Source organism: Mycobacterium sp. NPDC006124 (genome assembly GCF_040614235.1).
Taxonomy (GTDB): Bacteria; Actinomycetota; Actinomycetes; order Mycobacteriales; family Mycobacteriaceae; genus Mycobacterium.
Map to the genome: position 1 here is coordinate 318,237 of NZ_JBEXUA010000006.1, position 22,235 is coordinate 340,471.

Here is a 22,235-nt window from a genome sequence, read left to right on the forward strand (position 1 = left end):
GCCTAAGACGGTACCGCCGCACGGGCCTCGCCGAGCGTGATCGGCAACGTCGCCCAACCACGCAGCACCCGCGTGTCACGGCGGCTGCCGGCTCCGGCGAGCCGCGCGTCCGGGTAGCGGTCGAAGAACGCCCGCAACCCGACCTCGCCCTCCGCGCGGGCCAGCGCCGCACCAAGGCAGAAGTGTCTGCCGCCGGAGAACGACAAGTGCTTGCCGGCGTTGTCGCGGGTGACGTCGAACCGGTGTGGGTCCTCGAAAACCTTCGGATCGCGGTTCGCGCCGGCCAGGTACAGGATGACGAGTTCACCCGCGGCGATGTGGTGGCCCGCGACCTCGGTGTCCACCTTCGCCAGGCGGGCGCTGAGTTGCACCGGCGATTCCAGCCGCAGGATCTCCTCCACCGCGCCGGGCCACAGCTCGGGGTCGGCGCGCAGCATCGCCAACTGGTCGGGATGCTCGAGGAGGATGCGAATGCCGTTGCCCAGCAGGTTCACCGTCGTCTCGAAGCCCGCGGCGAGCACCAGGCCGGCGGTCGCGCGCAGCTCCTCGTCGTCGAGCCGGGTGCCGTCGTCACCGGCGGCGATGATCTGACTCATCAAGTCGTCGCCGGGGTTGCGCTCGAGGTGTCCGAGGTGTCGTTCCAGCCACGTGTTGAAGCCGTCGAGTCCGCGTTCCACCCGCAGGTACTGCTCCCAGGACAGACCGATGTCCAAGCTGGGGGCGGCGAGCTCACCGAACTCGAGGATTCGCGGCCGGTCGTGGTCGGGCACTCCAAGGATGTCGCCGATGACGGTGACGGGCAGCTGCGCGCAGTAGGCGTCGACCACGTCGACCCGGTCGGTGGGCGCGGCGACCACCCCGTCGAGCAGGTCGACAGCCGCCCGCTCCACTCGTTCCCGAAGCGCCGCAACGGCTCTGGTGGTGAACACCGACGACACGGTCTTGCGGTACCGGGTGTGCTCGGGCGGTTCCACCGACAGCATCGACGGCGGCAGCAGCGGATGCAGCCTGCCCTTGACGGTGGTCTTCTGCTCCAACCAGCCCAGGGGTCCCGGCAGGGTCTTGCCGATCGCGGTGACGGAGAAGTCGTCGGAGCGCAGGAGCTGGTGGGCCAGGGCGTGGTCGGCGGTCAGCCACGCGGCGCGCCCCCGGACGATGGTGCCGTGGTGGCGCAGTTCGTCGGCGAACCCACCGGGATCGGCCCGCACCGCGGGGTCGGCGATGAGCCGGCCCTGCATCTCACCGTGCTTGGCGCCGTAGGACGCCAGCCCGCGAATCACCCCGTGCAGGGCGAACCAGTGCAGTCGCTGCTTGATGGTCGGCCTGGTTGCCTCGGTCATCACCCGAGCTTAAGCACCGGCCGCAGATCGTCCAACCGATCGAATAGTTGCCAGACGTAGGCCGAGGTGCCGTTCTCGCGGTGGGCGTGCAGATCCGCGAGTTCGGGATCGTTGCAGTAGCCGTCGAAGGCGTCCCGGTCGGGCCACTCGACCAGGATCAGCACCTGCCGCCCAGCCACCTCACCGTGCACGTTCTCGCGGAACTTGCCCAGCGCCACCACCTTGCCGCCGTAACGGGCGACCTCGGCGACCGAACGCTTCGAGTAGGCCAGGTACTCGTCGCGATCGGCGACGTCGAACAGGTTCAGCGCATAGACGGTCATGGCTGCACGCTACGACGCGACGGGCTCCGGCACTCGACGGCCCAGGGCGAACACCCGCCAGCCCGCCGCACGCCACCGGTCGGCGTCGAGGCAGTTGCGGCCGTCCACCACGATGCGGGAGCGGACGGTTTGCGCGAGGTCGGCCGGGTCGAGGTCGACGAACTCCTGCCACTCGGTGAGCACCAGCACGGCGTCAGCCCGGTCGCACGCCTCGAGGGCCGACGCCGAGTAGTTCAGCGTCGGGAACACGCGACGCGAATTCTCCATCGCCTTCGGGTCGTAGACGTTGACGGTGGCCCCGTTGAGTTGCAGTAGTCCCGCGACGTTGAGGGCCGGGGAGTCGCGGACGTCGTCGGATTCGGGCTTGAAGGCCGCACCGAGGACGGCGACGTTGGCCCCGAGCAGGGACCCGCCGCACGCGGTGGTCGTCAACTCCACCATCCGGGTGCGACGGCGCATGTTGATGCTGTCCACCTCACGCAGGAACGTGAGCGCGTGGTTGGCGCCCAATTCGCCGGCGCGGGCCATGAACGCGCGAATGTCCTTGGGCAGGCAACCACCGCCAAAACCCAGGCCGGCGTTGAGGAATCGCCGTCCGATGCGGGGGTCGTAACCGAGCGCGTCGGCGAGGGTCGTCACGTCGGCGTCGACGGCCTCGCACACCTCGGAGATGGCGTTGATGAAGGAGATCTTCGTCGCCAGGAAGGCGTTCGCCGAGACCTTCACGAGCTCCGCGGTCTGCAGGTCGGTCACCAGCAGCGGCACGCCCGTCTCGAGGATGGGCGCGTAGAGCTGACGCATGGCCGCCTCGGCCCAGAGCGAATCCCGTTGCACCCCAAGCACGATGCGATCGGGATTCAGGGTGTCCTGGACCGCGAAGCCCTCCCGCAGGAACTCGGGGTTCCACGCGATTTCGACGCTGACACCGGGCGGGGCCAGCAAGCGGGCCCGTTCGGACAGGTCGGCCGCCGTGCCCACGGGCACCGTCGACTTGCCCACGATCACCGCAGATCGCGTCAGACGCGGCACCAACGTGTCGATCACGGCATGGACGTGGCGCAGATCGGCGCCATACTCGCCCTTCTTCTGCGGCGTACCGACGCCGAGGAAGTGCACGTCGGCAAAGTCCACCGCCGCATCGTAGTCCGTGCTGAACTGCAACCGGCCCGCGTCGAGGTTGTCGCGCAACACCTTTCGCAACCCGGGCTCGTAGAACGGGATCTCACCCGAGGCGAGCTTGGCCACCTTGCCGGGGTCGACGTCGATGCCGATGACGTCGTGTCCGAGTTCGGCCATGCCGGCGGCATGAGTGGCGCCGAGGTACCCCGTCCCGAACACAGTGCATCTCATACCGCCTGCTTATCCGCTGGGAGTGAGCGCAAACCCACGTGACACCCAGCGGCAGACCAACGGCGGGTGACGAGTCGGATTCGAGACGGTGCTCAGCGACCCGCTGGAGCGCAGAAGATCAGGAAGCAGTTCGTGCCACCACCACGGGGACCGTCACCACCACGACCGGGGCGTCCGTCGTCGCCGCCGCCACCGGGCCAGCCACCGTGGCCACCCGAACCGGGCCAGCCGTCGTCGCCGCGCGACGGACCCTGGTTACTCGGCGGCTGCCACGGATTCTGCTGCCAAGGCGGGCGCTGCGGCTGGGGCTGCCACTGCGGCTGTTGCTGCCAGGGCGCCTGCTGCTGGTACTGCGGGTACTGGTTGTACTGCGGGTACTGCTGCACCGGTGGGGCGAAGATGTTCGGGAGCAACGGCGGGATCACCGCGGGCACCGGTGGCGGGGCCGCCGGGGGCGCCGGATCGGGAGCCGGCGCGGCCGCGGGCGGATCGGGAGCCGGCGCGGGCGGCGCCTCCGGGGGCGCGACGTAGACCTGCCGACGCGGCGCCTGCTCCTGCTGGACGACCGGGATCGGCGCCTTGATGGTCTCCGCGGGCGCCGCGGGCGCGGGGGCGGCGGGCGCCGGTGCCGGTGCGGGCGCCGCCTCGGGAAGTGGCGCAGCCGGGGCGGCGGCGTTGGGCACGATCGCGCTCTGACCGGGATCGGGGCGCTGATCGGCCGTCGGCCGGATGCTGACGGCCAAGGAGATGACCAGGGCGATGACGCCGATGACGAAGACCGAGGTCAGAGCGCTGCCGACCAGGAGGAACGGCTTGCGGCCCTCTTCGACCGGCGACTCCTCGACGGGGAAGTCGAGATCGTCGCCGAGCATCCGAATCTGGGTGTCGGCCCCGGCGAGGCCGGGGTAGTCGTTGCCCGCCGTGACCCCGTCGGGGTCCTGCGAGTAGGCCAGCCCCACGGTGGAGGCGTCGAAGACCGGGGCGTTGGCGGCCGCGATCGCCGCGCCGCGCGCCAGGGCGAGGCCCGACTCCTCGGGTGCGCTGACGGGCACGTCGACCAAGTCCTGCAGATGCGACTTGACCGAGGCGACGTCGACGCCGGACCCGACGACGAACATGCCCTGCGGAGGCGAGTCCTGCGCGGCGGCGGCCGAGGCCATGTCGGTCAGCACGGCCATCGCGTCGGTGCTGTGCAGGCTTCGGCTGAGCACCTTCACGATGGAGCCGTCGTCGGTGCGCACCACCGACAGGGTGGCGGTGTCGCGGTCGACGAACAACAGGCCGGTGGTCTCGTAGCCGACGGCCCGGCCTGCGGTCTGGGCGAGCGCGCCCGCGGCGTGCAGTTCGGAGACCAGGACGGCGTCGTCGACGCCGGCGGCGGCCAGCGCGTCGCGCAGCGTGGCGGCCTCCGCGTGATCACTCCAGGTGACACCGATGGCCTTGAGTTGATGGCCGCCCTCGCGGGCACTCTCCAGGGTTCCCAGCACGGCGCCGACCACCTGCGCAGACGCGCTCGACGTTGCCGAGCCGTCGGACGGACTGACGTCGAAGGTGTCGTGGTCGACGATCTCACCGTCGGCCTCATTGCCCTCGACCAGCACCAGTCGCACCGTCTTTGGCGTCAGAGACACACCAAGTACGATGTCCACGAACTCCTCCAAGGTATTAGCTGAACTAGCAGTTATCGTCGTCACGTGGGCTTGAACGCACAGAGCGCGCCCTGATGTCTCATCGTCGCCCACGGCGCGGTCGTTACATCGGACGCGTCGGCCCTCGGCCCGCTTTTCCGACCCTACCCGCGACGGCGGAGTCAGTGCTTGATGAAGTTCTGGTAGGACTTCGACGGGGTCGGTCCCCGCTGGCCCTGGTACTTCGAACCGACCGAGGCGCTGCCGTAGGGGTGTTCGGCGGGGCTGGTCAGGCGCAGCAGGCAGAGCTGGCCGATCTTCATTCCGGGCCACAGCGTGATCGGCAGGTTGGCCACGTTCGACAACTCGAGGGTGATGTGGCCACTGAACCCGGGGTCGATGAAACCGGCCGTCGAGTGGGTCAGCAGACCCAGGCGCCCCAGGGACGACTTGCCCTCCAGCCGGCCGGCGAGGTCGTCGGGCAGGGCGCAGCGCTCCAGCGTCGACCCGAGCACGAACTCGCCGGGATGCAGCACGAAGGGTTCGTCTTCCTTGGGCTCCACCAGCGTGGTCAGGTCGTCTTGGCGCAGGGCCGGGTCGATGTGGGTGTAGCGGGTGTTGTTGAAGACCCGGAACAGGTTGTCGAGCCGGACGTCGACGCTCGAGGGTTGGATGAGGCTGTCGTCGAAGGGGTCTATCGCCAGGCGGCCTGAGGAGATCTCGGCCCGAATGTCGCGATCGGAGAGCAGCACCCGACGAGCCTAGCGTCGGTCGCGTGCGCCCTCGGCATCGCTCCGTTGAGTAAGGAATCGATGGGTTTCTTGACGAAACTCTGAGTCTTCGCCGACTGGGGCGACACTCGCGAGACAGGCGTGACAGCATTTGCCAATGGGGCTGTTGAATCGTAGTGGGGCCATCGTGACGTCGATGTTGACCGCGTTGGCCGCCGTCTCGTCCGTTGCCGGGCCGACCGCAGCGGCCGCGCCGTGTCCGGATTCAGAAATCGTGTTCGCCCGCGGGACCACCGAGGCACCGGGGGTCGGCCCCGTCGGGGACGCCTTCGTCAGCGCGGTGCGGGCCCGGGTCGCGCCCAAGTCGGTCGACGTCTATGCCGTCGACTATCCCGCCACCATGGCGTTCTCGACCGCAATGCAGGGCATCGTCGATGCGCGGGCGCACATCCTGGCCACCGCGGCGGCGTGTCCGACCACCAAGCTGGTGCTGGGCGGCTTCTCCCAGGGCGCGGCGGTCATGGGTTTCGTCACGGCGAGTGTCGTTCCCGACGGGGTACGGCAGACCGACGTGCCTGCCCCCATGCCCCCCGAGATCGCCGACCACGTCGCAGCGGTCGCGCTGTTCGGCACGCCCTCGGCCCGCTTCATGAACGTGATCAAGGATCCCGACGTCGAGGTCGGGCCCAACTACGTCGCGAAGGCAGTCGAGCTGTGCGTCGACGACGACCTCGTCTGCGATCCGCACGGTAGGAGCTTCTCCGCACACAACACCTATGTCGAGGCCGGCATGGTCGACCAGGCGGCGACGTTCGCGGCGCAACGCCTTCAGGCGGCATGGGCTGCGGACGCGACGGCTGCCGCGACCGGCCCCGTGGGCGAGCTCGATCAGGACCCGTCGCAGCACTTGGCGCCGAGCGTCCCGAGCGCGATACCCCTGCCCGGGCCGACGGCGCTGACGTATTCGTCCACTCCGTAGCCAAGAGGGCGGCCGACCGACGGGCCCGCCCCGTTGCGGCGTTGGTCCCTAGACTGGCCGAGTGCGATTCTCCGTGTGGCCGTCGACGACTCAACCGTGGGACGACGTGCTCGAACTGGCCAAGTTCTCCGACGACGGGTTCTGGCATTCGATCTACGTCGCCGACCACTTCATGTCCCCCGGCGACGAGCCGGGGAAGACGAGCGACTGGCTGGAGGCCACCGCGGTGATGGCGGCACTAGCCACCGTCACGTCGAAGATCAGGCTGGCCAACCTGGTGCTGTCGATGACGTTCCGGCATCCGGCCGTCCTCGCGAATCTCGCGGTGACGGTCGACCGAATCAGCAACGGCCGCTTCACCCTTGGGCTTGGCGCGGGCTGGCAGGTCACCGAACACGAGCAGTACGGCTTGGCGCTGGGTGAGCCCAAGGAGCGGGTGGACCGCTTCGCCGAGGGGCTGGCCGTGATCTCGGGACTGCTGACCGACGAGACGACGACGTTCGACGGCACCTACTACCAATTGGCCGACGCGCTGTGCGAGCCGAAGCCGCTGCAGTCACCGCTGCCACTGCTGGTCGGCGGGACGGGCCCGCGGATGCTGCGGCTGATCGCGCGGCACGCCCAGGAGTGGAATCAGTGGTCCGCGCCGGGCGGGTTCGCCGAGAAATCGACGGCGCTGGATGCGGCGTGCGAGAAGGAGGGCCGTGACCCGGCGACGGTGTGGCGATCCACGCAGGCCGTGGTGATGGTCACCGATTCACCCGAGGCCGAAGCCAAGGCCAAGGACGCCGCCGAGTCGATGCCGCAACCGGTGGTCTACGGGCCGGCCGCGCGGATCGCCGAGGCCGCCGCGACGTGGCGCGACGAGGGCGTCGACGAGGTGATCGTCCCGGACTTCGGCATGCCCCGCGGTCCGGCGCGGCTGGACGCCTACCGGGCGTTGAAGGACGCCTTCGCGCCGCTGGCCTGACGGCATGGCGCGCGGCCGGGGGTGCTAGCCTTCGTTCTCACCAGCACCGCTGGTCAGGCCGATGTAGTTCAATGGCAGAACATCAGCTTCCCAAGCTGAATACGCGGGTTCGATTCCCGTCATCGGCTCCACGCTCATCAGCGGCGACCAACTCGCGGATTCATCCGTATGGTCGCGAATCCCCATCTCCGCCCTACCGCGCGTCGGCGCTCACTGGCGTCTCCTCTCCGCGAGCCGTCGGCCGACTTCCGTCGTCGCCCCCAGCTTCCGCGCCGTCGCCTTCAGAGGGACTTGCGAACTTCCAATCCGGTCTCTGAACCGCCCGCACCCGACGTTGCGGAAGGGTTCAAGCCCCATTTGCGGTGACGTCCGCGAGGCAAAATCGCCGATCTCGTCCGACTCGTGACCGGAAATTTGCCAAACCGCCAATAACCCGTTGCGAATCATTCGGAGCTAATTGAAAAACCAGCACAGCTAACTTCGTTAGTGGGCCGAATGAGTTGATCGTGACTTTGCTGAATCTGCAGCGCGACGACACGAACGCACCTCCGCCGCGGGGATTGAAAGGTTATAACCGCACGTCCAGGCCATATTTGGAAACCAAACTGTGATTGGGATCGCGCCTGCCCGGGAACCACTACTTCGTGAATCGGCAACGATCCGAGACCGCAATGTAGGAAATCACACACCTAGGAGCAAGCTATGTGGCAAATAAGCAAACAAGATCCCCAACCGACTTTCAAGAGATATCTGGTGGTCGGTATGGCGACCGTCGCCGTGTCGGCGTTCGGCGCAACCTCGATGACACCCGGTTTGCGCACGGTATCCGTCGAGGTTGCGGAGATGGCTGCGATCGACCCGTCGAATACCACCGTCGGGATCGCTGACTCGGACATCTACTTCGCGTCGCACGCCCAGATCGATGCAGCACTCGACGAGATGCAGGCCATGGGCGTGAACACCGTCAGGATCGGCATCCCGTGGGCGGGCATCAACCCGATCCCCGGTTACTACGATTGGTCGCAGTCCGATTACCTGATCAATGCGGCTGATCAACGCGGCATGGGCATCCTCGCGGTGGTCACCACCACACCCGGCTACCAGCAGAACGGCTCCGGGTTCTACAGCGCGCCGAATGACCCGGCGGCATTCGGACAGTTCGCCGGGCTCGCCGCCCAGCGGTACGCCGGAAAGGTCGGCGCGTATGAGATCTGGAACGAGCCCAACGCGGCGCCCTTCTACGGACCGGCGCCCGATCCGGCCGGTTACACGCAGCTTCTCAAGGCGGCGTATCCCACGATCAAGGCAGCCGACCCCAACGCGACGGTGATCGGCGGCGTGGTCGGCTCCACCATCACATACCAGAACCTCACGCTGAACCCGGTTACGTTCGTCGACCAGATGTACGAGGCGGGCGCGGAGGGCTACTTCGATGCGCTCTCGTTCCACCCGTACCAATACACGACGCCCTTCTCCCAGGGTGGCCCGTACCCCACCTCACCCATCAACCAGCTCGACGACATCCACAACCTGATGGTGGCCAATGGTGATGGCAGCAAGCTGATTTGGGCAAGCGAGTACGGTGAACCCACGTCGATTGCCAGTGAAGCCCAGCAGGCGGACTACCTCCGGGACATGCTCACCACGTGGCGCACGATCGGGTACACCGGCCCGGCGTTCGTGTACACCCTGCAGGACACCGACAGCAGCAGCACCGACCCGGAGGCCACGTTCGGCCTAATCCGCAGTGACGGCACTTGGAAGCCGGCGGCGTACGTCATTCAGCAACTGGCGCAGTCGCAGACCACGACGCAGCAGACGGCACGGATGGCCCTTGCGCTGCCGCAGGCGGACACCGCCGCTCCCGCGGATCTTGCTGCGCTGCAAGCAATTGCCGGACCCAATGAGGAGACCACCCAGACGCAGCTGGCCTCAGCCGCGACACAGTTGGCCGCGACCGCCGTGGTTCAACCGGCCATCGCGTCGCCCGTCCTCGCAAAGCCCGTCCTCGCCGAGCCCGTCCTCGCAAAGCCCGTCCTTGCAGAGCCCGTCCTTGCAGAGCCCGTCCTCGCCCAGCCCACCTCGGCCGAGCCGACCGTCGTGGCACCGGCGACGACTAAGCCCGCACCGGTGGTGGCACAGCCCGCTCCGGTGGTGACCCGGGCGGCTTCGACGTCGCCCACGTTGGCGACGCCGACTCTCGTGACCCCGACTCTGATGACCCCAACTGTCGTACAGCCGACGATCGCGGTGGCTCCGACGGCGCCTGCATCGATCCCGTCCCGGACGCTGGAAGCCCCGACGCGCACGGCCCCGAATCCCTCGACGTCCACTACGCGCGGCAGCACCACCGCCGGTACGACGAGCGGCGCAACCGCTGGATCCACGAGTTCGACGAAGGGTTCCGCATCGTCGGCCCGTTCGCCCAAGACGAAGACGCCCGCGGATCAGCCCAAGAAGGCACGCACCCGGTAAGCGTCTCGCTCTGCCGCTGCGTTGGTGTCGCCGTCGAAGCACGGCGGCACCTTCGCTCCGCGGCGGGTGCGTAGCGGCGTGATATGCAATATATTGCGACCCTTGGTCGTTACAAGCGGGCATGACGCAACTGTTCGGACGCGACATCGAACTCGCACGCATCGCCGCCTTTCTCGAGAAGGCCAGTCGCGAAGGCGACACCCGGCTCGTCCGCGGCGAGCCTGGCGTCGGTAAGTCCGCGCTGCTCGACGCCGCCGCGAGCAGGGCGCGCGCAGCCGGTATGCAGGTGCTGCGCGCCGCGGGTTCCGAACTCGAGGCCGACGTCGACTACGCCGGCCTCAACCAGCTGCTGCTACCGCTGCGCGACGAGATGAGCCAGCTCGACCCCGAGGCCCGGGCAGCGCTGTCGGTGGCGCTGGGTTTTGGCTCCGGTCCGCCGCCGGGGGCGCTGCTGGTCTGCAACGCCGCGCTGTCCCTCGTGGTCGCCGTCGCACGGACGCGACCCGCGCTCCTGCTCGTCGACGACGTCCCCTGGGTCGACCGGGCAAGCGCCGCCGCGTTTGGCTTCATCGCCCGCCGGGTGGAGGGTCACCCCGTCGGGATGGTCCTGTCGTACCGAACCGGCGAGGACTGTCCATTCGACCGGATGGGGCTGACCGAGCAGGTCCTCGACCCGCTCGACGACGATGCTTCCGGACGATTGGCCGACCTCACGTGGCCCGATTTGCCACCGCGCGTCCGCCGACGGCTGCTCGACCTCGCGAGAGGAAACCCCCTCGCGCTAATGGAACTGCCTGCCTCACTGGGTCAACGCAGGTCGGCGCAGCTCGCGCCACCCGACGTCGTGCCGTTGAGTGACCGGCTGCAGCGCCTGTTCCGGTCGCGTGTCGCGGATCTTCCGGAAGCCACCCGTCGGCTACTGCTCGTGGCCGCATTCGAGAGCGACGGTGACGTCCGCGCGCTCCGCGACGTGACCGACGACCAAACCGGCCTGTGCCACCTCGCCCCGGCCGAGCACGCCATGCTGGTGCACGTCGACGACGCCGCCGGTCGAGTCACGTTCCGGCACCCGGTGATTCGGTCCACGATCGTCGCCATGTCGACCCACGAGGAGCGGCGCCAGGCTCAGCTGGTCTTGGCCGCCTCACGTCGTGGCGATCAGGACCGGCGGGCCTCGCCCCCGGCTTCTGCGGCCCCGGATGGGTTGACGTCTCAAGAGTTGCACGTCGCCCACCTCGCGGCCTGCGGCCTGACCAATCGTCAGATCGGCGAGCGGCTGTACCTGTCGCATCGAACAGTCGGAGCCCACCTCTACCGCGTCTTCCCCAAGTTGGGTGTCTCCTCCCGGGCCGGGCTTCGTGACGCGCTGGCCGGCAACCCCGGCGGCCTCGGCACCCGGAGCGAGACGGAGATTAGGTCGAATGACTGATTCGCCCGGCGGCCACCGACGCGATAGTGGACCTGCGTTCGTTCTGCACTCCCATCAACGATCAAGGAAGACAATGCGTTTCACGTTATCCCTGGCCACGACGATCGTCTCCGCCGCCATGCTGGCCACGCTCGCCGGCTGCGACGGCGCGCTCGCCGAGCCCTCACGGGATCAATCCGACAAGCCCACGGTAGTGCTGGTCCACGGCGCCTTCGCCGACTCGTCGAGCTGGAACGGCGTCGTCGAGCGACTCCAGCGCGAGGGCTATCCCGTTCTCGGCGTGGCCAATCCGCTGCGTGGGCTGCACCAGGACGCGCACTACGTGTCGAGCGTGCTCGACGACGTGTCGGGCCCGGTCGTGCTGGTGGGCCATTCCTACGGCGGATCGGTCATCAGCGAAGCCGCGGTCGGTCATCCCGACGTGAAGGCGCTGGTGTACGTCGCCAGCTTCATCCTGGAACCCGGTGAGAGCACCAACGACCTGGTGGGCAAGTTTCCCGGCGGCCAGCTCGGCCCGACCCTCCACGGCGTGCCCGTGGCAGGACCTGGCGGCGGCGAGGACACCGACCTCTACGTCGATCAGGACGAGTTCCGAAAGGTGTTCGCCGCCGACGTGCCTCCGGAGATCGCCGATCTGATGGCAGCCACCCAGCGCCCCGTCACCAAGTCCGCGCTCAGCGAACCGGCCACCGGGGCCGCCTGGCACGACCTCCCGTCATGGAACATGGTGACCACCGACGACCTCGCCATCCCCGCCGAGTCGATGCGCTTCATGGGGCAACGCGCAAAGTCGACGACGGTGGAGATCGCGGCCTCGCACGCCGTGACCGTCTCACGCCCCGGAGCCGTCGCCGATCTCATCGGCCAAGCCGCCCGCGCCACCGAATCGTGAACGCCCACGACCTCACCGCCGTCGCCACGGCACGTTGGGCCAGCGCCGACGATCCGCGGCTCTCGGAGATCATGCAGGCAGTGGTGCGACACCTGCACGACTTCGCGCGCGAAGTCCGTCTCACCGAGCCCGAATGGGCTGCCGCGATGGCATGGCTCACCCTCGCCGGTCAGATCAGCGGTCCCAAGCGTGGGGAGTTCATCCTGGCCTCCGACGTCCTGGGACTGTCGATGCTCGTCGTCGAGATGAACCATCACGAGCCGGGGACGACACCGGCCACGGTCCTGGGGCCCTTCCACGTCGAGGGCTCCCCGGCGTTACCCCACGGGGCGAACATGGCCGACGGCGTCGACGGCACACCCCTCTACGTCGCCGGTGTGGTCCGCGGCGTCTCCGGCCAGCCCATCGACGGGGCGGTACTCGACGTGTGGCAGGCCGACGCGCATGGACGCTATGAGAGCCAGGTCGACGGCGACGACGTCCGGTTGCGTGCGAAGTACACCTCGCGGAACGACGGTGCCTACTGTGTTCAGACGATCGCACCGCTGGGCTACTCGATCCCGATGGACGGGCCCGTCGGCGACCTGATCTCGCGGACCGCCATCAGTAACCACCGCCCGGCGCACGTGCACTTCCTGATCACCGCCCCGGGTTACGAGCCACTGGTGACGCACCTGTTCCCCAGTGGCGCAGCGTATCTCGACTCCGATGTCGTCTTCGGCACCAAATCCGACCTGGTGGTCGACTTCGACCGTCGACCCCCGGGGCCCACCCCCGACGGCGGAACCTCCGCCGTGCCCTGGCTCTCGGCGCACTACGACTTCGTGCTGCAGCCGACGACCACCCATGACGATCCAAGGAGTGACGATCGATGACGACCGCCAGATCGAACGAATACGACTACGTGGTCATCGGCGCCGGGTCGGCCGGGAGCGTGATCGCCGCCCGCCTGTCGGAGGACCCGAGCGTCGAGGTGCTGCTCCTCGAATCCGGACCGGCCGACACCCGGCCCGAGATCGCCACCCCGTCGGCATGGCCGACGTTGTGGGGCACCGAGGTCGACTACTCCTACGACACCGTTCCACAGCGGGGGACCGCCCAACTGGTCCACAACTGGCCGCGCGGGCACACACTCGGAGGCAGCAGCAGCATCAACGCGATGGTGTACGTGCGCGGGCACCGCAGTGACTTCGACGCATGGGCGCAAAGTGGTTGTGCTGGTTGGGATCACGAATCCGTCCTGCCCTACTTTCAGCGCATGGAGACGGTCCCGGGAGCAGATCCGCGCCATCGCGGCACCGTCGGCCCGATGCGCCCCGCACCCGCCACGCCCGAGGTGTCCAACCCGCTGTCACAGGTGTTCCTCGACGCCGCCGTGGCGGCCGGGTTCCCGCTGACCGACGACTTCAACGGCCGCCAGGCCGAGGGTGCGGGGTGGAACGACCTCTCGATCTCGGAGGGGGCGCGCCAAAGCACCGCCGCGGCCTACCTACGTCCAGCGCGGGGCAGGACCAACCTGACCGTCATGACCAACACGCGCGCCCACGCGCTGCGGTTCGCCGGAACCCGTTGCGTCGGAGTCGACGTGGTGCAGAACGGCCGCGCCACCACGGTCTACGCCGAGGCCGAGGTGGTGCTCAGCGCGGGGGCGGTCGACTCGCCGCGCCTGCTCCTGCTGTCGGGCATCGGCCCCGCCGAAGAACTGCGCGCGGCGGGCGTCGGTATCCGCCACGACCTGCCGGGGGTGGGGCGAAACCTGCAGGACCACCCGCTGTGCGGGGTCGTCTACGAAGCGGCCCAAACGATTCCGGCGGGGCGGACCAATCTCGCCGAGACGTCACTGCTGTGGCGCAGCGACGACGCGCTGGCCGGCCCCGACATGCAGATGATGTTCATCCATGTGCCGTTTCACCCTCCGCACCTCGCCGCGCCGCCGAACGGCTACACCCTGGCGGTGGCCACGGCGCCCGACGCACGTGGATCGATCCGGCTGGCGGGGCCGGATCCGGCGACGCCGCCGCTGATCGATCCGGACTACCTCGGCACCGAATCCGACGTTCGGCGAATGGTCGACGGCCTCAAGGTCGCCCGCGACATCGCCGCGACGGAACCCTTCGCGCCCTGGCGCGCCCGCGAGGTGCTGCCTGGCCCCGACGTCACCGACGACGACGCCCTGCGGGCCTTCCTCGCTCGCGGCACCGGCACCTACTACCACCCGGTGGGCACGTGTGCGATGGGCACGGGTCCCGGAGCCGTCGTGGGGCCGGATCTGCGGCTGCACGGGCTCAGTGGCGTGCGGGTGGCCGACGCGTCGATCATGCCCCGCCTCGGGCCGGTGAACACCAACGCCGCGGCGATCATGATCGGCGAGAAGGCCGCCGACCTGATCCGGGCCACGTAGGCGGGGGCGACACTCCGAGACCGGTACATCGCGGTTGAATCCGGCCCGCAGCGGCTACACCCTCGCCGTGGTCGACTTCGCACAGCACACAGTGGACATCGCACGCCGCAACGTGGCGGAGGGCGGGCGGCCGTTCGCCACCGTGATCGTCCGCGACGGCGAGATTCTCGCCGAGAGCGCCAACCAGGTCGCCCAGACCCACGACCCGACCGCACACGCGGAGATCCTCGCCATCCGCGAGGCCTGCACGCGGTTGGGCACCGAGCATCTGGTCGGCGCCACGATCTACGTGCTGGCCCACCCCTGCCCGATGTGCCTGGGCGCGCTGTACTACTGCTCCCCCGACGAGGTGGTCTTCTTGACCACGCGCGAGGCCTACGAACCGCACTACGTCGATGACCGCAGGTACTTCGAGCTCAGCACGTTCTACGACGAGATGGCGAAGTCGTGGCAGGAGCGTCGCCTTCCGATGCGCCACGACGCTCGCGACGACGCCGTCGAGGTGTACCGGGTCTGGCAGGAGCGCAACGGTGGGGAACGACGCGTCAGCGACGCGCCGTGGTCGGCTGGCCAGCGGGCATGATGTGGTCATGTCCGATGGCCTGACCTCGCTCGCCGCCGAGAAGTTCGTGTCGTTGACGACGTTCAAGAAGAACGGCGAGAAGGTCGCGGGCGCGATGTGGTTGGCGCGCGACGGTGACGCGCTGGTGATGTGGACCCACGCGGACAGCTGGAAGGTCAAGCGGCTGCGCCGCGACGGCCGAGTCGAACTGACGCCGTGTGGTCGGACCGGCAAGGTGCCCGACGGGACGACGACCACCACCGGCTCGGCAGTGGTCGACCCGGATCCAGCAGAGACCTCCCGGGTCGAGCGGCTCATCAAGGGCAAGTACGGCTTCGAGTTCTTCGCGATCACGTTCATCGAGCGGTTCCTCGCCCGCGGCAAGAAGGGTCGCGTCGCGGTCCGAATCACGATCGACGCCTGACCCTCCCCGGCTCGTGCCACGATTCTTGGCGTGCCCCTCAGTTCGCGCGTGCCGGACCTCCACGAGTGCCAGTCCTTCTGGCTGCGGTGCAACGCATGAATTACGACGAGCCCGACTACCGCTTCACCCTCGCCAACGAGCGCACGTTCCTGGCGTGGATCAGGACGGCGCTGGCCCTCATCGCCGGTGGCGTGGCGGTCGCCCAGCTGCTCCCGCCGTTCCCGGTGCCGTGGGGCCGGCACGGGCTGGCCACGCTGCTCGTCGCCGCCGGAGCGGTGCTTGCCGCCGCATCGGTGCGGCGCTGGCAGCTCGTGCAGCGCGCGATGCGGGCTGACGACGTCCTGCCGCCGACGCGGCTACCTGCCGTCCTGACCGCGTTCTTGCTCGTCGCCTGCGTGGGGGTGCTCGTCATGATCCTCCTGGGAACGTCATGACGCTGCCGCGCCAGCGAACCCATCTAGGTTGGGAGAGAACCGCTTTCAGCTTCATGGGGATCGCCATCCTGCTGGGCTTCCGCAACGGGGAGACGCTCGTCCACGGCCATGTGGTCCTCGCGGTTCTGGCGCTGCTCGCGGCCGCGCTGACATCGCTGGTCCGCCGCCGCGAGCTGAGTGGCAGCGACGGCGACGTCGCGCCGGCCCGGTGGCAGGTCGGTCTGACGGGTGGCCTCACCGTGGCGCTCGGGATCGGGTGCGCCGTCGCCATCTGGTGCTGACCGACGACGGCGCGCGTCCCCCGAACGCGGCGGCCGTCGACGACAATGAACCTGCCGAAGGGACGTGCGGGTCTTGTCGGTGCGAGGCTGTATACCTGTCGTCGGTACCTGTTCTCGACGACCGTTCGACGCACGAAGGGGGTGGCGGTGGCACCGCGTGGTACGCGCAAGCCCCAGGTGGTGAGCCTGTTCGCCGGCGCCGGCGGTTTCGACATCGCCCTCGAACGCGCAGGTTGGGACGTCGTCACCGCGACCGACCACGCGGCCGACGCGATGGAGACCCTTCGCGCCAGCAAGGCCGCCGGCATCCCGGTCAAGGGCCGCCGCGGCAAGCACCTGGCGAGGACGACGCTGATCGAGCAGGACGTCGCGACGCTCACCGCCGAGGAACTGCGTCCGCGCAATGCCGCCGCCGACTGGCGCCCCGACCTGCTCGCCGGCGGACCACCGTGCCAACCATGGTCCTCGGCCGGTCACCAGAAGGGGTTGAAGGACTCCCGCGGCCAGTTGATCGCCCACATGATCCGCCTCGTCGAGGAACTCCAGCCCCGTTACGTGCTCTTCGAGAACGTCCGTGGTCTCGTCACCGCGGTCGGTCCACACGGGGCCCCCGGAGAGGTGCTCCGAAGCATCCAGCGTGACCTCCTCGACCACGGCTACGCCAGCCGGATCGCCACGCTCAACGCCGCCGACTACGGCGCCGCGCAGCGAAGGGTGCGGGTGTATCTGATCGCCACCGCCGATCACGAGCTTCCGGAGTTTCCCGAGCCCACCCATCACCGGCACGGCGAGAACGGCCTCAAGCCCTGGGTCTCCCTCGGCGAACTCCTCGACTCACTCCCCCCCGCGCCGCGGGACGCCGTGGTCCGGCCCACCGGGGTCGACGGCGACGCGCTGCGGCAGCTGGCCCCGGGCACCGGGCTGCGCACGAAGGGCCGCGTGATGAACAATCGGCCCAGCGGGCAGTGGGGCTACCGGCAGGACGCCTTCCTCGCCAACCTCTCGCTGCCGTCCCGGACCATCCGCACCGCGGCCACCCCGGACTGGGTCCGGCTACCCGGCGATCACGATCTGCGCCGCCTCACCTGGCAGGAATGCGCGGCGCTGCAAGGCTTTCCGCGTGAATGGCGATTCGCCGGCAAGACCAGCAACTTCTTCCGCCACATCGGCAACGCCGTGCAGATCGACGCCGTCGAAGCCATTGGCCGCACCCTGCTCGACGCGGTCCGCAGCGGTCCCGCCCAGACCCCGCCGGCGATGCCGCCGTGGCCGGACTACTTGACCAAACGCGTTCGGTACACCGAGGCCGAGCACCGGGTCAACGGAAGCCTGCGCACGAGGATCCTCGCCAAGCAGTAGCGTGTCGGCCGGACCCGACCGCCCTCGGTGGCAGACTCGGCCTGTGTCGCCACCGTTCGTCGTCCCGCCCCGCTGGACCACGGCGGAGTTGAGGTCCGCACGCGACGCATCCGAGGACGCGTTCACCCACCTCCGCCGCGAGGAGGGCCCCAAGGCCTTCGAGTCGGTGTACAACCAACTCCGCCCGCGGGTCGAGCAGGTCTTCGAGGCCTCCGACGACATTCAGAACCTCACCGGCAAGGTCTTCGAGGCCGATCCGCAGGCCTGGCAGGCCTGCCGCTACCTGTGCGGCCCGCCGATCAGCCAGGAGGATCTGTGGACCCTCGTCGGCGGGCCGAAATTCCGTTCGGTGCCAACGGAATACGCCGAGGACACCGCCGAGGCGATCCGCGACGTCGTCGACCCCGTGCGATTCCCCTGGCTCGTGCAGGGCCGGCCACCGTGGCCGGACGAGCGGGACGCCGCCATCATGGCGACGACGGTGCTCTGGGCCGCGCAGCAGACCGGCACGGAACGACGCGGCGAGGCGTCCTCCCGGCAGGAGACGATGACCGCCAGGACTCTCGACGACGCGGGTTTGACCCTCGAACCCTCCCGCACGCCAATCCAATTCATCGACGACATGCCGCGCGGGGGTTACAGTCGCGAGCGCCGGTTGGCCGGGGCCAAGTGCGACGTGCCCGCCCGACTGTTCGACGGTCGTCTGCTGGCACTCGAGTGCAAGGTCTCCAACGGTCCGAAGAACGGGTGGAAGCGCGTCAACCGCGAGGTGGGCGGCAAGTCCGACGCCTGGAGAGCCCATTTCGGAACCCAAGCCCTGACCGGTGTGATCCTCGCCGGGGTGTTCGATCTGTCCTGCCTCATCACCGCACAGGACCGCGGCGTCGTCATCCTCTGGGAGCACGACCTGACCCCGCTGCGCGATTTCGTCGAGTCAACCTCGGCCTGAACGACTTTCGACGATCCGGGCCACGGTGGCGGCGGCTTCGTCGACCGATTCGTGCTCCCACACCCGAACCGACTGCCAACCGGCGTCCCGCAGCGCCTCATCGGTCGCCCGGTCCCGCGCGACGTTCCCGTCGATCTTGGCGGCCCAAAAGGCGTCGTTGCGCTTGGGCTTCGTCGAATGCAGCGGACACCCATGCCAGAAGCACCCGTCGACGAAGACCGCGACCTTGGCACGCCGGAAGACGACGTCGGCCTCGCGCCGCAACGCCGGCAGCGGACGTTGATGGACTCGGTACCTCAGCCCAGCGGCGTGAAGACGCGACCTCAACGCCAACTCGATCGCCGTGTCACGCCGCCGTTGGCGCTGCATCCGCGCCGACGTGGCCTCGTCGGTGTGCAGATCGAAGCCCAGAGGTCTTTCTCGGGACACCGCCCCACGGTAGCGCCGGTGGCGAATCTCGGTTGCGGTCGGCACCGCGGATGCGGTGCGATGGCCCCATGACCGGTGCCGTCTGGCCACTCTTCGACCTCCATGCGTCGACGCCGAGCCTGACGCTGCGCTACGTCACCGACGACCTCGCAATGGAGTTGGCCGAATTGGCCGCCCACGGCATCCACGACCCGCAGACCATGCCGTTCTCCGAGCCGTGGACCGACGTCGAGCCCCCGGAGCTGCAGCGCAACAGCGTGCGCTACTTCTGGCGCTGCAGGGCCGAGACCACCTCTGCCAATTGGCATCTCAACCTTGCGGCCCACGACCGCGCCGGCACGCTGCTGGGCGTCTGCACCCTCAGCGCCGAGAACTTCCCCACCACCCGCACCGCGACGACCGGCTCGTGGCTGGGCCGCCGCCTTCAGGGCCGGGGCCATGGCCGCGAGATGAGGCAGGCCGCCCTGCACCTGATCTTCGCCGGATTGGACGGCGACACGGCCGTCACCCGGGCCTGGCACGACAACGCGGCCTCCCTTGGCGTCACCAGATCACTGCCCTACTCCGAGCGCGAGCCCGTTCGCGAACCTCGGCGCGGGAGCCTCGACACCATGCTGGTGTTCACCATGGACCGATTGCAATGGCAGACCGTTGCCCGCACCGACGTCCAGCTCGGCGGCATCGAACCGGTTCGCGAATTCCTCGGCATCACCGCGCGACGGTGACCGCCGCGTCGAGACGTCGAATCGGCCCGTCAGCAAATTGAGCGGATACGATCAGCACACTATGACCCACGCCGCCGAGCCCGACGAGGAGCTACCTCCCCCACCGCCTCCGTCGCCCCCGTCGCCGCAGCCTCCTGCGCGATCCCCGTGGCGATGGGCCACCGCAGCCCTCGCCGTCGTCGCCGTGGCGTCGACCGGGGTGGCGGTGTGGGCGTTGACGCGTACCCCGGCCGCCCAGGAGTCGCCAGCGCCCACCGCGCAGCAGGTCGCCGAGGCCAAGGCGCGCGCATGCCAGGCCTACGTCAAGGTGCGCACCGCGGTCGCCCTGCAGACCCAGTCCTCGGGCGGCGGCGATCCCGTTGCGACGCAGGCGGTTGCGGCAAACGCTCGGCTGGCCATGGCCGTGGGCAGCGAGCACCTGGTCGACAACCTCAGCCCCGCCGTCCCCGCCGAATTGGCAGGACTGCTACGCACGCTGGCGACCGATCTTCAGGACCTTACGATCGACGCCCTGGCCGGAAGCGCCGACGCTGAATCCGGCCAGGTGGCGCGGTTGCAGGCACTGGAGACCAACAGCGCCAAGATCGTCGAGCTCTGCAAGTGAGCTGAGGCCGCCCGCCGACGTACGAAGGCCGCCCCGGATGAATACCGGGGCGGCCTTCGTGTCTTCGAATATCTCTACTTGTCGGAGCCCCCGCTGGAGCCAGCCGAGCCGGCACCGGCACCGCCGGTGCTGCCGGAGGCGCCGCCCGCGCTCTCCGAGCCGGACCCACCCGTGCCGGCGGCGGGTGCCGGTCCGGTGCCGGTGAACCGCTCGATTCCGCCCCTGACGGAGTCGGCGAAGGAGCGCAATCCTGCGAACGGATCGGCCGGGCCGTTGCCGCCGCCGGAGGACGTTCCTGCCCCCGTACCGGGTGTGGCGGTCAGCGGAACGCCGTTGACACCGGGGATCTCGACCTTCGGCTTGGGCTCGCTGACCTCGGTCGGCTCGCTCACCTTCGTCGCGTCTACCTTCGGCTCGTCGGCGACGACCGTCGGATCGGCCGGGGCCTCGTCCTCGGCGGCGGCCTTCGCGTCAGCCGGGGGCGGACCGCTGATGGTCTCGGTGGCAGGTGCCGACCGGGCCGTCAGGGTGGTGGGCGGGGTGAAGGGCAACGGGTTGGTGACGGGCGGGTCGATGGTTCCCGGCGGCGGCGGGGTGATGTCCCTGAATTCGGTCTCGGCGGCCGTCATGTCCGGTGCCAACGAGACGCTGAGGCTCGGCGGGTAGAGGCCCGCCCGGATCGACGGCAGGAAGTTGAAGTCGAACACCATCCCGCCGATCGTCGTGGTGGTGTGCAGACCGCCGACGAAGAAGGCGTCGAGCCCGTTGCCGAAGTCAAGGGAGAAGACGAAGCCCGTCGTCCCGGTGTTGGTGATGACCCCGGGAATGCCGGCCGACCACCGGCCGATGTCGACGGCACTCCAGTCGTCGGGCCGTCCGCTGGCCAGGACGTTGCCGCTGGAGGCGTTGGGGGCCTGCGTCAGGCCAATGGCCTTGAGGACGTTGAGGTTGAAGAACGCTGGGCCGAGGTTGTTGGTGGTCTGAAGAAAACCGGCGTGCGTGGCGATGTACGGGTCGTAGTAGGCGGCGTTGTCCACGAAGCCGATGGCGCCCGCGGTATTGGCCAGTCCCGCCAAGCCGACCTGCCACTGGTCTAGATCAGTCACGTTGACGCTGGACGGTTGCACTCCGTTGGGGCCCTGCTGGGCACTGATGGCCTTGATCGAGTTCAGACCATATGTCAGCGGACCAATCTGGTTGGCCGTCTGGAGCGCGGCGCCCGCACCGAACAAGACGGCGTTGCTGTAGGCGCTGACAGCGGAGACGGTCGCCGATCCGACACTGCTGACGACGTTGCCAGGAGCCACGGCCCACGGGAAGGTCCGGTTGAAGTCGAATTCGAATGGCAGGGCCGCCGTGCGAATCTCCGGCACGGCCGGTTGCTCGGGAGTAGCAGCGATCGCCCCGTACTGACTGATGAGCAACGCGACGGCTCCCACGGCAGTGACGCCGGCTCCCACCGAAAGACTGCTGCTCCTCATCGCATTTCCCCTTTGCCAACAGTTAACCGCTGTCCTGACTGTGCGTCGAATTTACCCCGGCGACCGGGAATTGCAACCGTTTCAGCTAACAAGACCGCGACGTAATTCGACTTTGCTTGCAATCGAGCCTTGCCGTCGGCAGCGAGTGGGGTTCGCCGACGGGGGAATTCACCGTTCTCGCGGTCGCGGCGGCAATGGGCAAATGGTGATCTAGGCACGCCGCCAAGCGCCACGAATGATCACACCGCAGCTCAGAGCGCCCGTTCGCCGCATCGTGATTCACGGGGCCAGGCCGAGAACGTCGCGTCAGCAAATGATCATGAATGATCATTTGCTGTGATCTTGAATTTCAAATACAGGTACCGGTCGGGTTCGTTAGCGACACTGCATGGGGTAAGTAAACGAATCTCGTTCGACACGCTCTGAAGTGCGCAAATCGATTTCGTCGTTAAAGCGCACTTGTTAGCAG

22 protein-coding genes and 1 tRNA gene are annotated in these 22,235 nt (G+C 68.6%); 16 read left to right on the plus strand and 7 right to left on the minus strand.

Translation table 11 applies throughout. The features are described 5' to 3' along the window. Positions 1–2 precede the first annotated feature (2 nt). The 5 genes from ABZ195_RS15430 to dcd all read right to left on the minus strand — a co-directional run bounded on the left by ABZ195_RS15430 (position 3) and on the right by dcd (position 5,393). Positions 3–1,316, minus strand: coding sequence for a cytochrome P450 (locus tag ABZ195_RS15430; protein WP_355219253.1), 1,314 nt, complete (start codon positions 1,314–1,316; stop codon positions 3–5). A 23-nt stretch (positions 1,317–1,339) separates the two neighbouring features. Next, positions 1,340–1,663, minus strand: a complete 324-nt coding sequence (locus ABZ195_RS15435; protein ID WP_355219095.1) for a DUF1330 domain-containing protein — start codon at positions 1,661–1,663, stop codon at positions 1,340–1,342. A gap of 9 nt (positions 1,664–1,672) precedes the next feature. Next, positions 1,673–3,013, minus strand: a complete 1,341-nt coding sequence (locus tag ABZ195_RS15440) for a UDP-glucose/GDP-mannose dehydrogenase family protein (RefSeq protein ID WP_355219097.1) — start codon at positions 3,011–3,013, stop codon at positions 1,673–1,675. 92 nt (positions 3,014–3,105) lie between these two features. Further along, on the minus strand, positions 3,106–4,662 hold the full coding sequence (locus ABZ195_RS15445; protein ID WP_355219099.1) for a hypothetical protein: 1,557 nt from the start codon (positions 4,660–4,662) through the stop codon (positions 3,106–3,108). Between the two features lie 161 nt (positions 4,663–4,823). Beyond that, positions 4,824–5,393 (minus strand): dCTP deaminase, encoded by a 570-nt coding sequence (dcd, locus tag ABZ195_RS15450; RefSeq protein WP_355219101.1) that lies wholly within the window; start codon positions 5,391–5,393, stop codon positions 4,824–4,826. Positions 5,394–5,568: 175 nt separating this feature from the next. Between dcd and ABZ195_RS15455 the strand changes: the two genes are divergently transcribed. From ABZ195_RS15455 to ABZ195_RS15520, 14 genes are all read left to right on the plus strand, one after another. Beyond that, positions 5,569–6,351: a cutinase family protein gene (locus ABZ195_RS15455; RefSeq protein ID WP_355219255.1), complete on the plus strand. Its 783-nt coding sequence runs from the start codon at positions 5,569–5,571 to the stop codon at positions 6,349–6,351. Between the two features lie 61 nt (positions 6,352–6,412). Continuing rightward, positions 6,413–7,321: an LLM class flavin-dependent oxidoreductase gene (locus tag ABZ195_RS15460; RefSeq protein WP_355219103.1), complete on the plus strand. Its 909-nt coding sequence runs from the start codon at positions 6,413–6,415 to the stop codon at positions 7,319–7,321. Between the two features lie 57 nt (positions 7,322–7,378). After that, positions 7,379–7,452, plus strand: a tRNA-Gly gene (locus ABZ195_RS15465). Between the two features lie 631 nt (positions 7,453–8,083). Beyond that, entirely contained in the window at positions 8,084–9,796 is a 1,713-nt protein-coding gene (locus ABZ195_RS15470; RefSeq protein ID WP_355219104.1) for a cellulase family glycosylhydrolase, read from the plus strand. A 121-nt stretch (positions 9,797–9,917) separates the two neighbouring features. Continuing rightward, positions 9,918–11,225 (plus strand): LuxR family transcriptional regulator, encoded by a 1,308-nt coding sequence (locus tag ABZ195_RS15475; protein WP_355219106.1) that lies wholly within the window; start codon positions 9,918–9,920, stop codon positions 11,223–11,225. Between the two features lie 73 nt (positions 11,226–11,298). After that, a complete protein-coding gene (locus ABZ195_RS15480) occupies positions 11,299–12,117 on the plus strand; it encodes an alpha/beta hydrolase (RefSeq protein WP_355219108.1) in 819 nt (272 codons plus the stop codon). Further along, complete coding sequence (locus ABZ195_RS15485) at positions 12,114–12,992, plus strand: dioxygenase (protein ID WP_355219110.1); 879 nt, start codon at positions 12,114–12,116, stop codon at positions 12,990–12,992. Before ABZ195_RS15480 ends, ABZ195_RS15485 begins: the two co-directional genes overlap by 4 nt. Further along, positions 12,989–14,518: a GMC family oxidoreductase N-terminal domain-containing protein gene (locus tag ABZ195_RS15490; RefSeq protein ID WP_355219112.1), complete on the plus strand. Its 1,530-nt coding sequence runs from the start codon at positions 12,989–12,991 to the stop codon at positions 14,516–14,518. Before ABZ195_RS15485 ends, ABZ195_RS15490 begins: the two co-directional genes overlap by 4 nt. A 67-nt stretch (positions 14,519–14,585) precedes the next feature. Beyond that, positions 14,586–15,101 carry a nucleoside deaminase gene (locus ABZ195_RS15495; RefSeq protein WP_355219114.1) on the plus strand — a complete coding sequence of 172 codons (516 nt, stop codon included), beginning with the start codon at positions 14,586–14,588 and terminating at the stop codon, positions 15,099–15,101. A 7-nt stretch (positions 15,102–15,108) separates the two neighbouring features. Next, positions 15,109–15,504, plus strand: a complete 396-nt coding sequence (locus tag ABZ195_RS15500) for a PPOX class F420-dependent oxidoreductase (RefSeq protein WP_355219115.1) — start codon at positions 15,109–15,111, stop codon at positions 15,502–15,504. Positions 15,505–15,599: 95 nt separating this feature from the next. Further along, positions 15,600–15,938 (plus strand): DUF202 domain-containing protein, encoded by a 339-nt coding sequence (locus ABZ195_RS15505; protein WP_355219117.1) that lies wholly within the window; start codon positions 15,600–15,602, stop codon positions 15,936–15,938. Beyond that, a complete protein-coding gene (locus tag ABZ195_RS15510; protein ID WP_355219119.1) occupies positions 15,935–16,219 on the plus strand; it encodes a DUF202 domain-containing protein in 285 nt (94 codons plus the stop codon). Before ABZ195_RS15505 ends, ABZ195_RS15510 begins: the two co-directional genes overlap by 4 nt. Before the next feature lie 147 nt (positions 16,220–16,366). Continuing rightward, complete coding sequence (locus ABZ195_RS15515) at positions 16,367–17,578, plus strand: DNA cytosine methyltransferase (RefSeq protein WP_355219120.1); 1,212 nt, start codon at positions 16,367–16,369, stop codon at positions 17,576–17,578. Between the two features lie 43 nt (positions 17,579–17,621). Then, positions 17,622–18,527: a XamI family restriction endonuclease gene (locus ABZ195_RS15520; protein ID WP_355219122.1), complete on the plus strand. Its 906-nt coding sequence runs from the start codon at positions 17,622–17,624 to the stop codon at positions 18,525–18,527. On the opposite strand, the gene ABZ195_RS15525 is transcribed toward ABZ195_RS15520, so the two are convergent. Further along, entirely contained in the window at positions 18,513–18,956 is a 444-nt protein-coding gene (locus ABZ195_RS15525) for a very short patch repair endonuclease (RefSeq protein WP_355219124.1), read from the minus strand. The two genes, ABZ195_RS15520 and ABZ195_RS15525, sit on opposite strands and share 15 nt — an antisense overlap. A gap of 68 nt (positions 18,957–19,024) precedes the next feature. On the opposite strand from ABZ195_RS15525, the gene ABZ195_RS15530 reads away from it, so the two are divergent. Continuing rightward, the gene (locus ABZ195_RS15530) at positions 19,025–19,681 is read left to right on the plus strand and encodes a GNAT family N-acetyltransferase (RefSeq protein ID WP_355219126.1); all 657 of its coding nucleotides are present in this window, start codon (positions 19,025–19,027) and stop codon (positions 19,679–19,681) included. A 61-nt stretch (positions 19,682–19,742) separates the two neighbouring features. Next, on the plus strand, positions 19,743–20,285 hold the full coding sequence (locus ABZ195_RS15535; protein WP_355219128.1) for a hypothetical protein: 543 nt from the start codon (positions 19,743–19,745) through the stop codon (positions 20,283–20,285). A gap of 74 nt (positions 20,286–20,359) precedes the next feature. Here ABZ195_RS15535 and ABZ195_RS15540 read toward each other — a convergent pair whose 3' ends face one another. Then, the gene (locus ABZ195_RS15540) at positions 20,360–21,766 is read right to left on the minus strand and encodes a hypothetical protein (RefSeq protein ID WP_355219130.1); all 1,407 of its coding nucleotides are present in this window, start codon (positions 21,764–21,766) and stop codon (positions 20,360–20,362) included. Between the last annotated feature and the right edge of the window lie 469 nt (positions 21,767–22,235).

Excerpts from the sequence above, each read along its gene's own strand:
- ABZ195_RS15435 (WP_355219095.1), bottom strand. The coding sequence starts at position 1,663 with ATGACCGTCTATGCGCTGAACCTGTTCGACGTCGCCGATCGCGACGAG.
- ABZ195_RS15440 (WP_355219097.1), bottom strand. The coding sequence starts at position 3,013 with ATGAGATGCACTGTGTTCGGGACGGGGTACCTCGGCGCCACTCATGCC.
- ABZ195_RS15455 (WP_355219255.1), top strand. The coding sequence starts at position 5,569 with ATGTTGACCGCGTTGGCCGCCGTCTCGTCCGTTGCCGGGCCGACCGCA.
- ABZ195_RS15470 (WP_355219104.1), top strand. The coding sequence starts at position 8,084 with ATGGCGACCGTCGCCGTGTCGGCGTTCGGCGCAACCTCGATGACACCC.
- ABZ195_RS15475 (WP_355219106.1), top strand. The coding sequence starts at position 9,918 with ATGACGCAACTGTTCGGACGCGACATCGAACTCGCACGCATCGCCGCC.
- ABZ195_RS15480 (WP_355219108.1), top strand. The coding sequence starts at position 11,299 with ATGCGTTTCACGTTATCCCTGGCCACGACGATCGTCTCCGCCGCCATG.
- ABZ195_RS15490 (WP_355219112.1), top strand. The coding sequence starts at position 12,989 with ATGACGACCGCCAGATCGAACGAATACGACTACGTGGTCATCGGCGCC.
- ABZ195_RS15500 (WP_355219115.1), top strand. The coding sequence starts at position 15,109 with ATGTCCGATGGCCTGACCTCGCTCGCCGCCGAGAAGTTCGTGTCGTTG.
- ABZ195_RS15505 (WP_355219117.1), top strand. The coding sequence starts at position 15,600 with ATGAATTACGACGAGCCCGACTACCGCTTCACCCTCGCCAACGAGCGC.
- ABZ195_RS15510 (WP_355219119.1), top strand. The coding sequence starts at position 15,935 with ATGACGCTGCCGCGCCAGCGAACCCATCTAGGTTGGGAGAGAACCGCT.
- ABZ195_RS15530 (WP_355219126.1), top strand. The coding sequence starts at position 19,025 with ATGACCGGTGCCGTCTGGCCACTCTTCGACCTCCATGCGTCGACGCCG.
- ABZ195_RS15535 (WP_355219128.1), top strand. The coding sequence starts at position 19,743 with ATGACCCACGCCGCCGAGCCCGACGAGGAGCTACCTCCCCCACCGCCT.
- ABZ195_RS15540 (WP_355219130.1), bottom strand. The coding sequence starts at position 21,766 with ATGAGGAGCAGCAGTCTTTCGGTGGGAGCCGGCGTCACTGCCGTGGGA.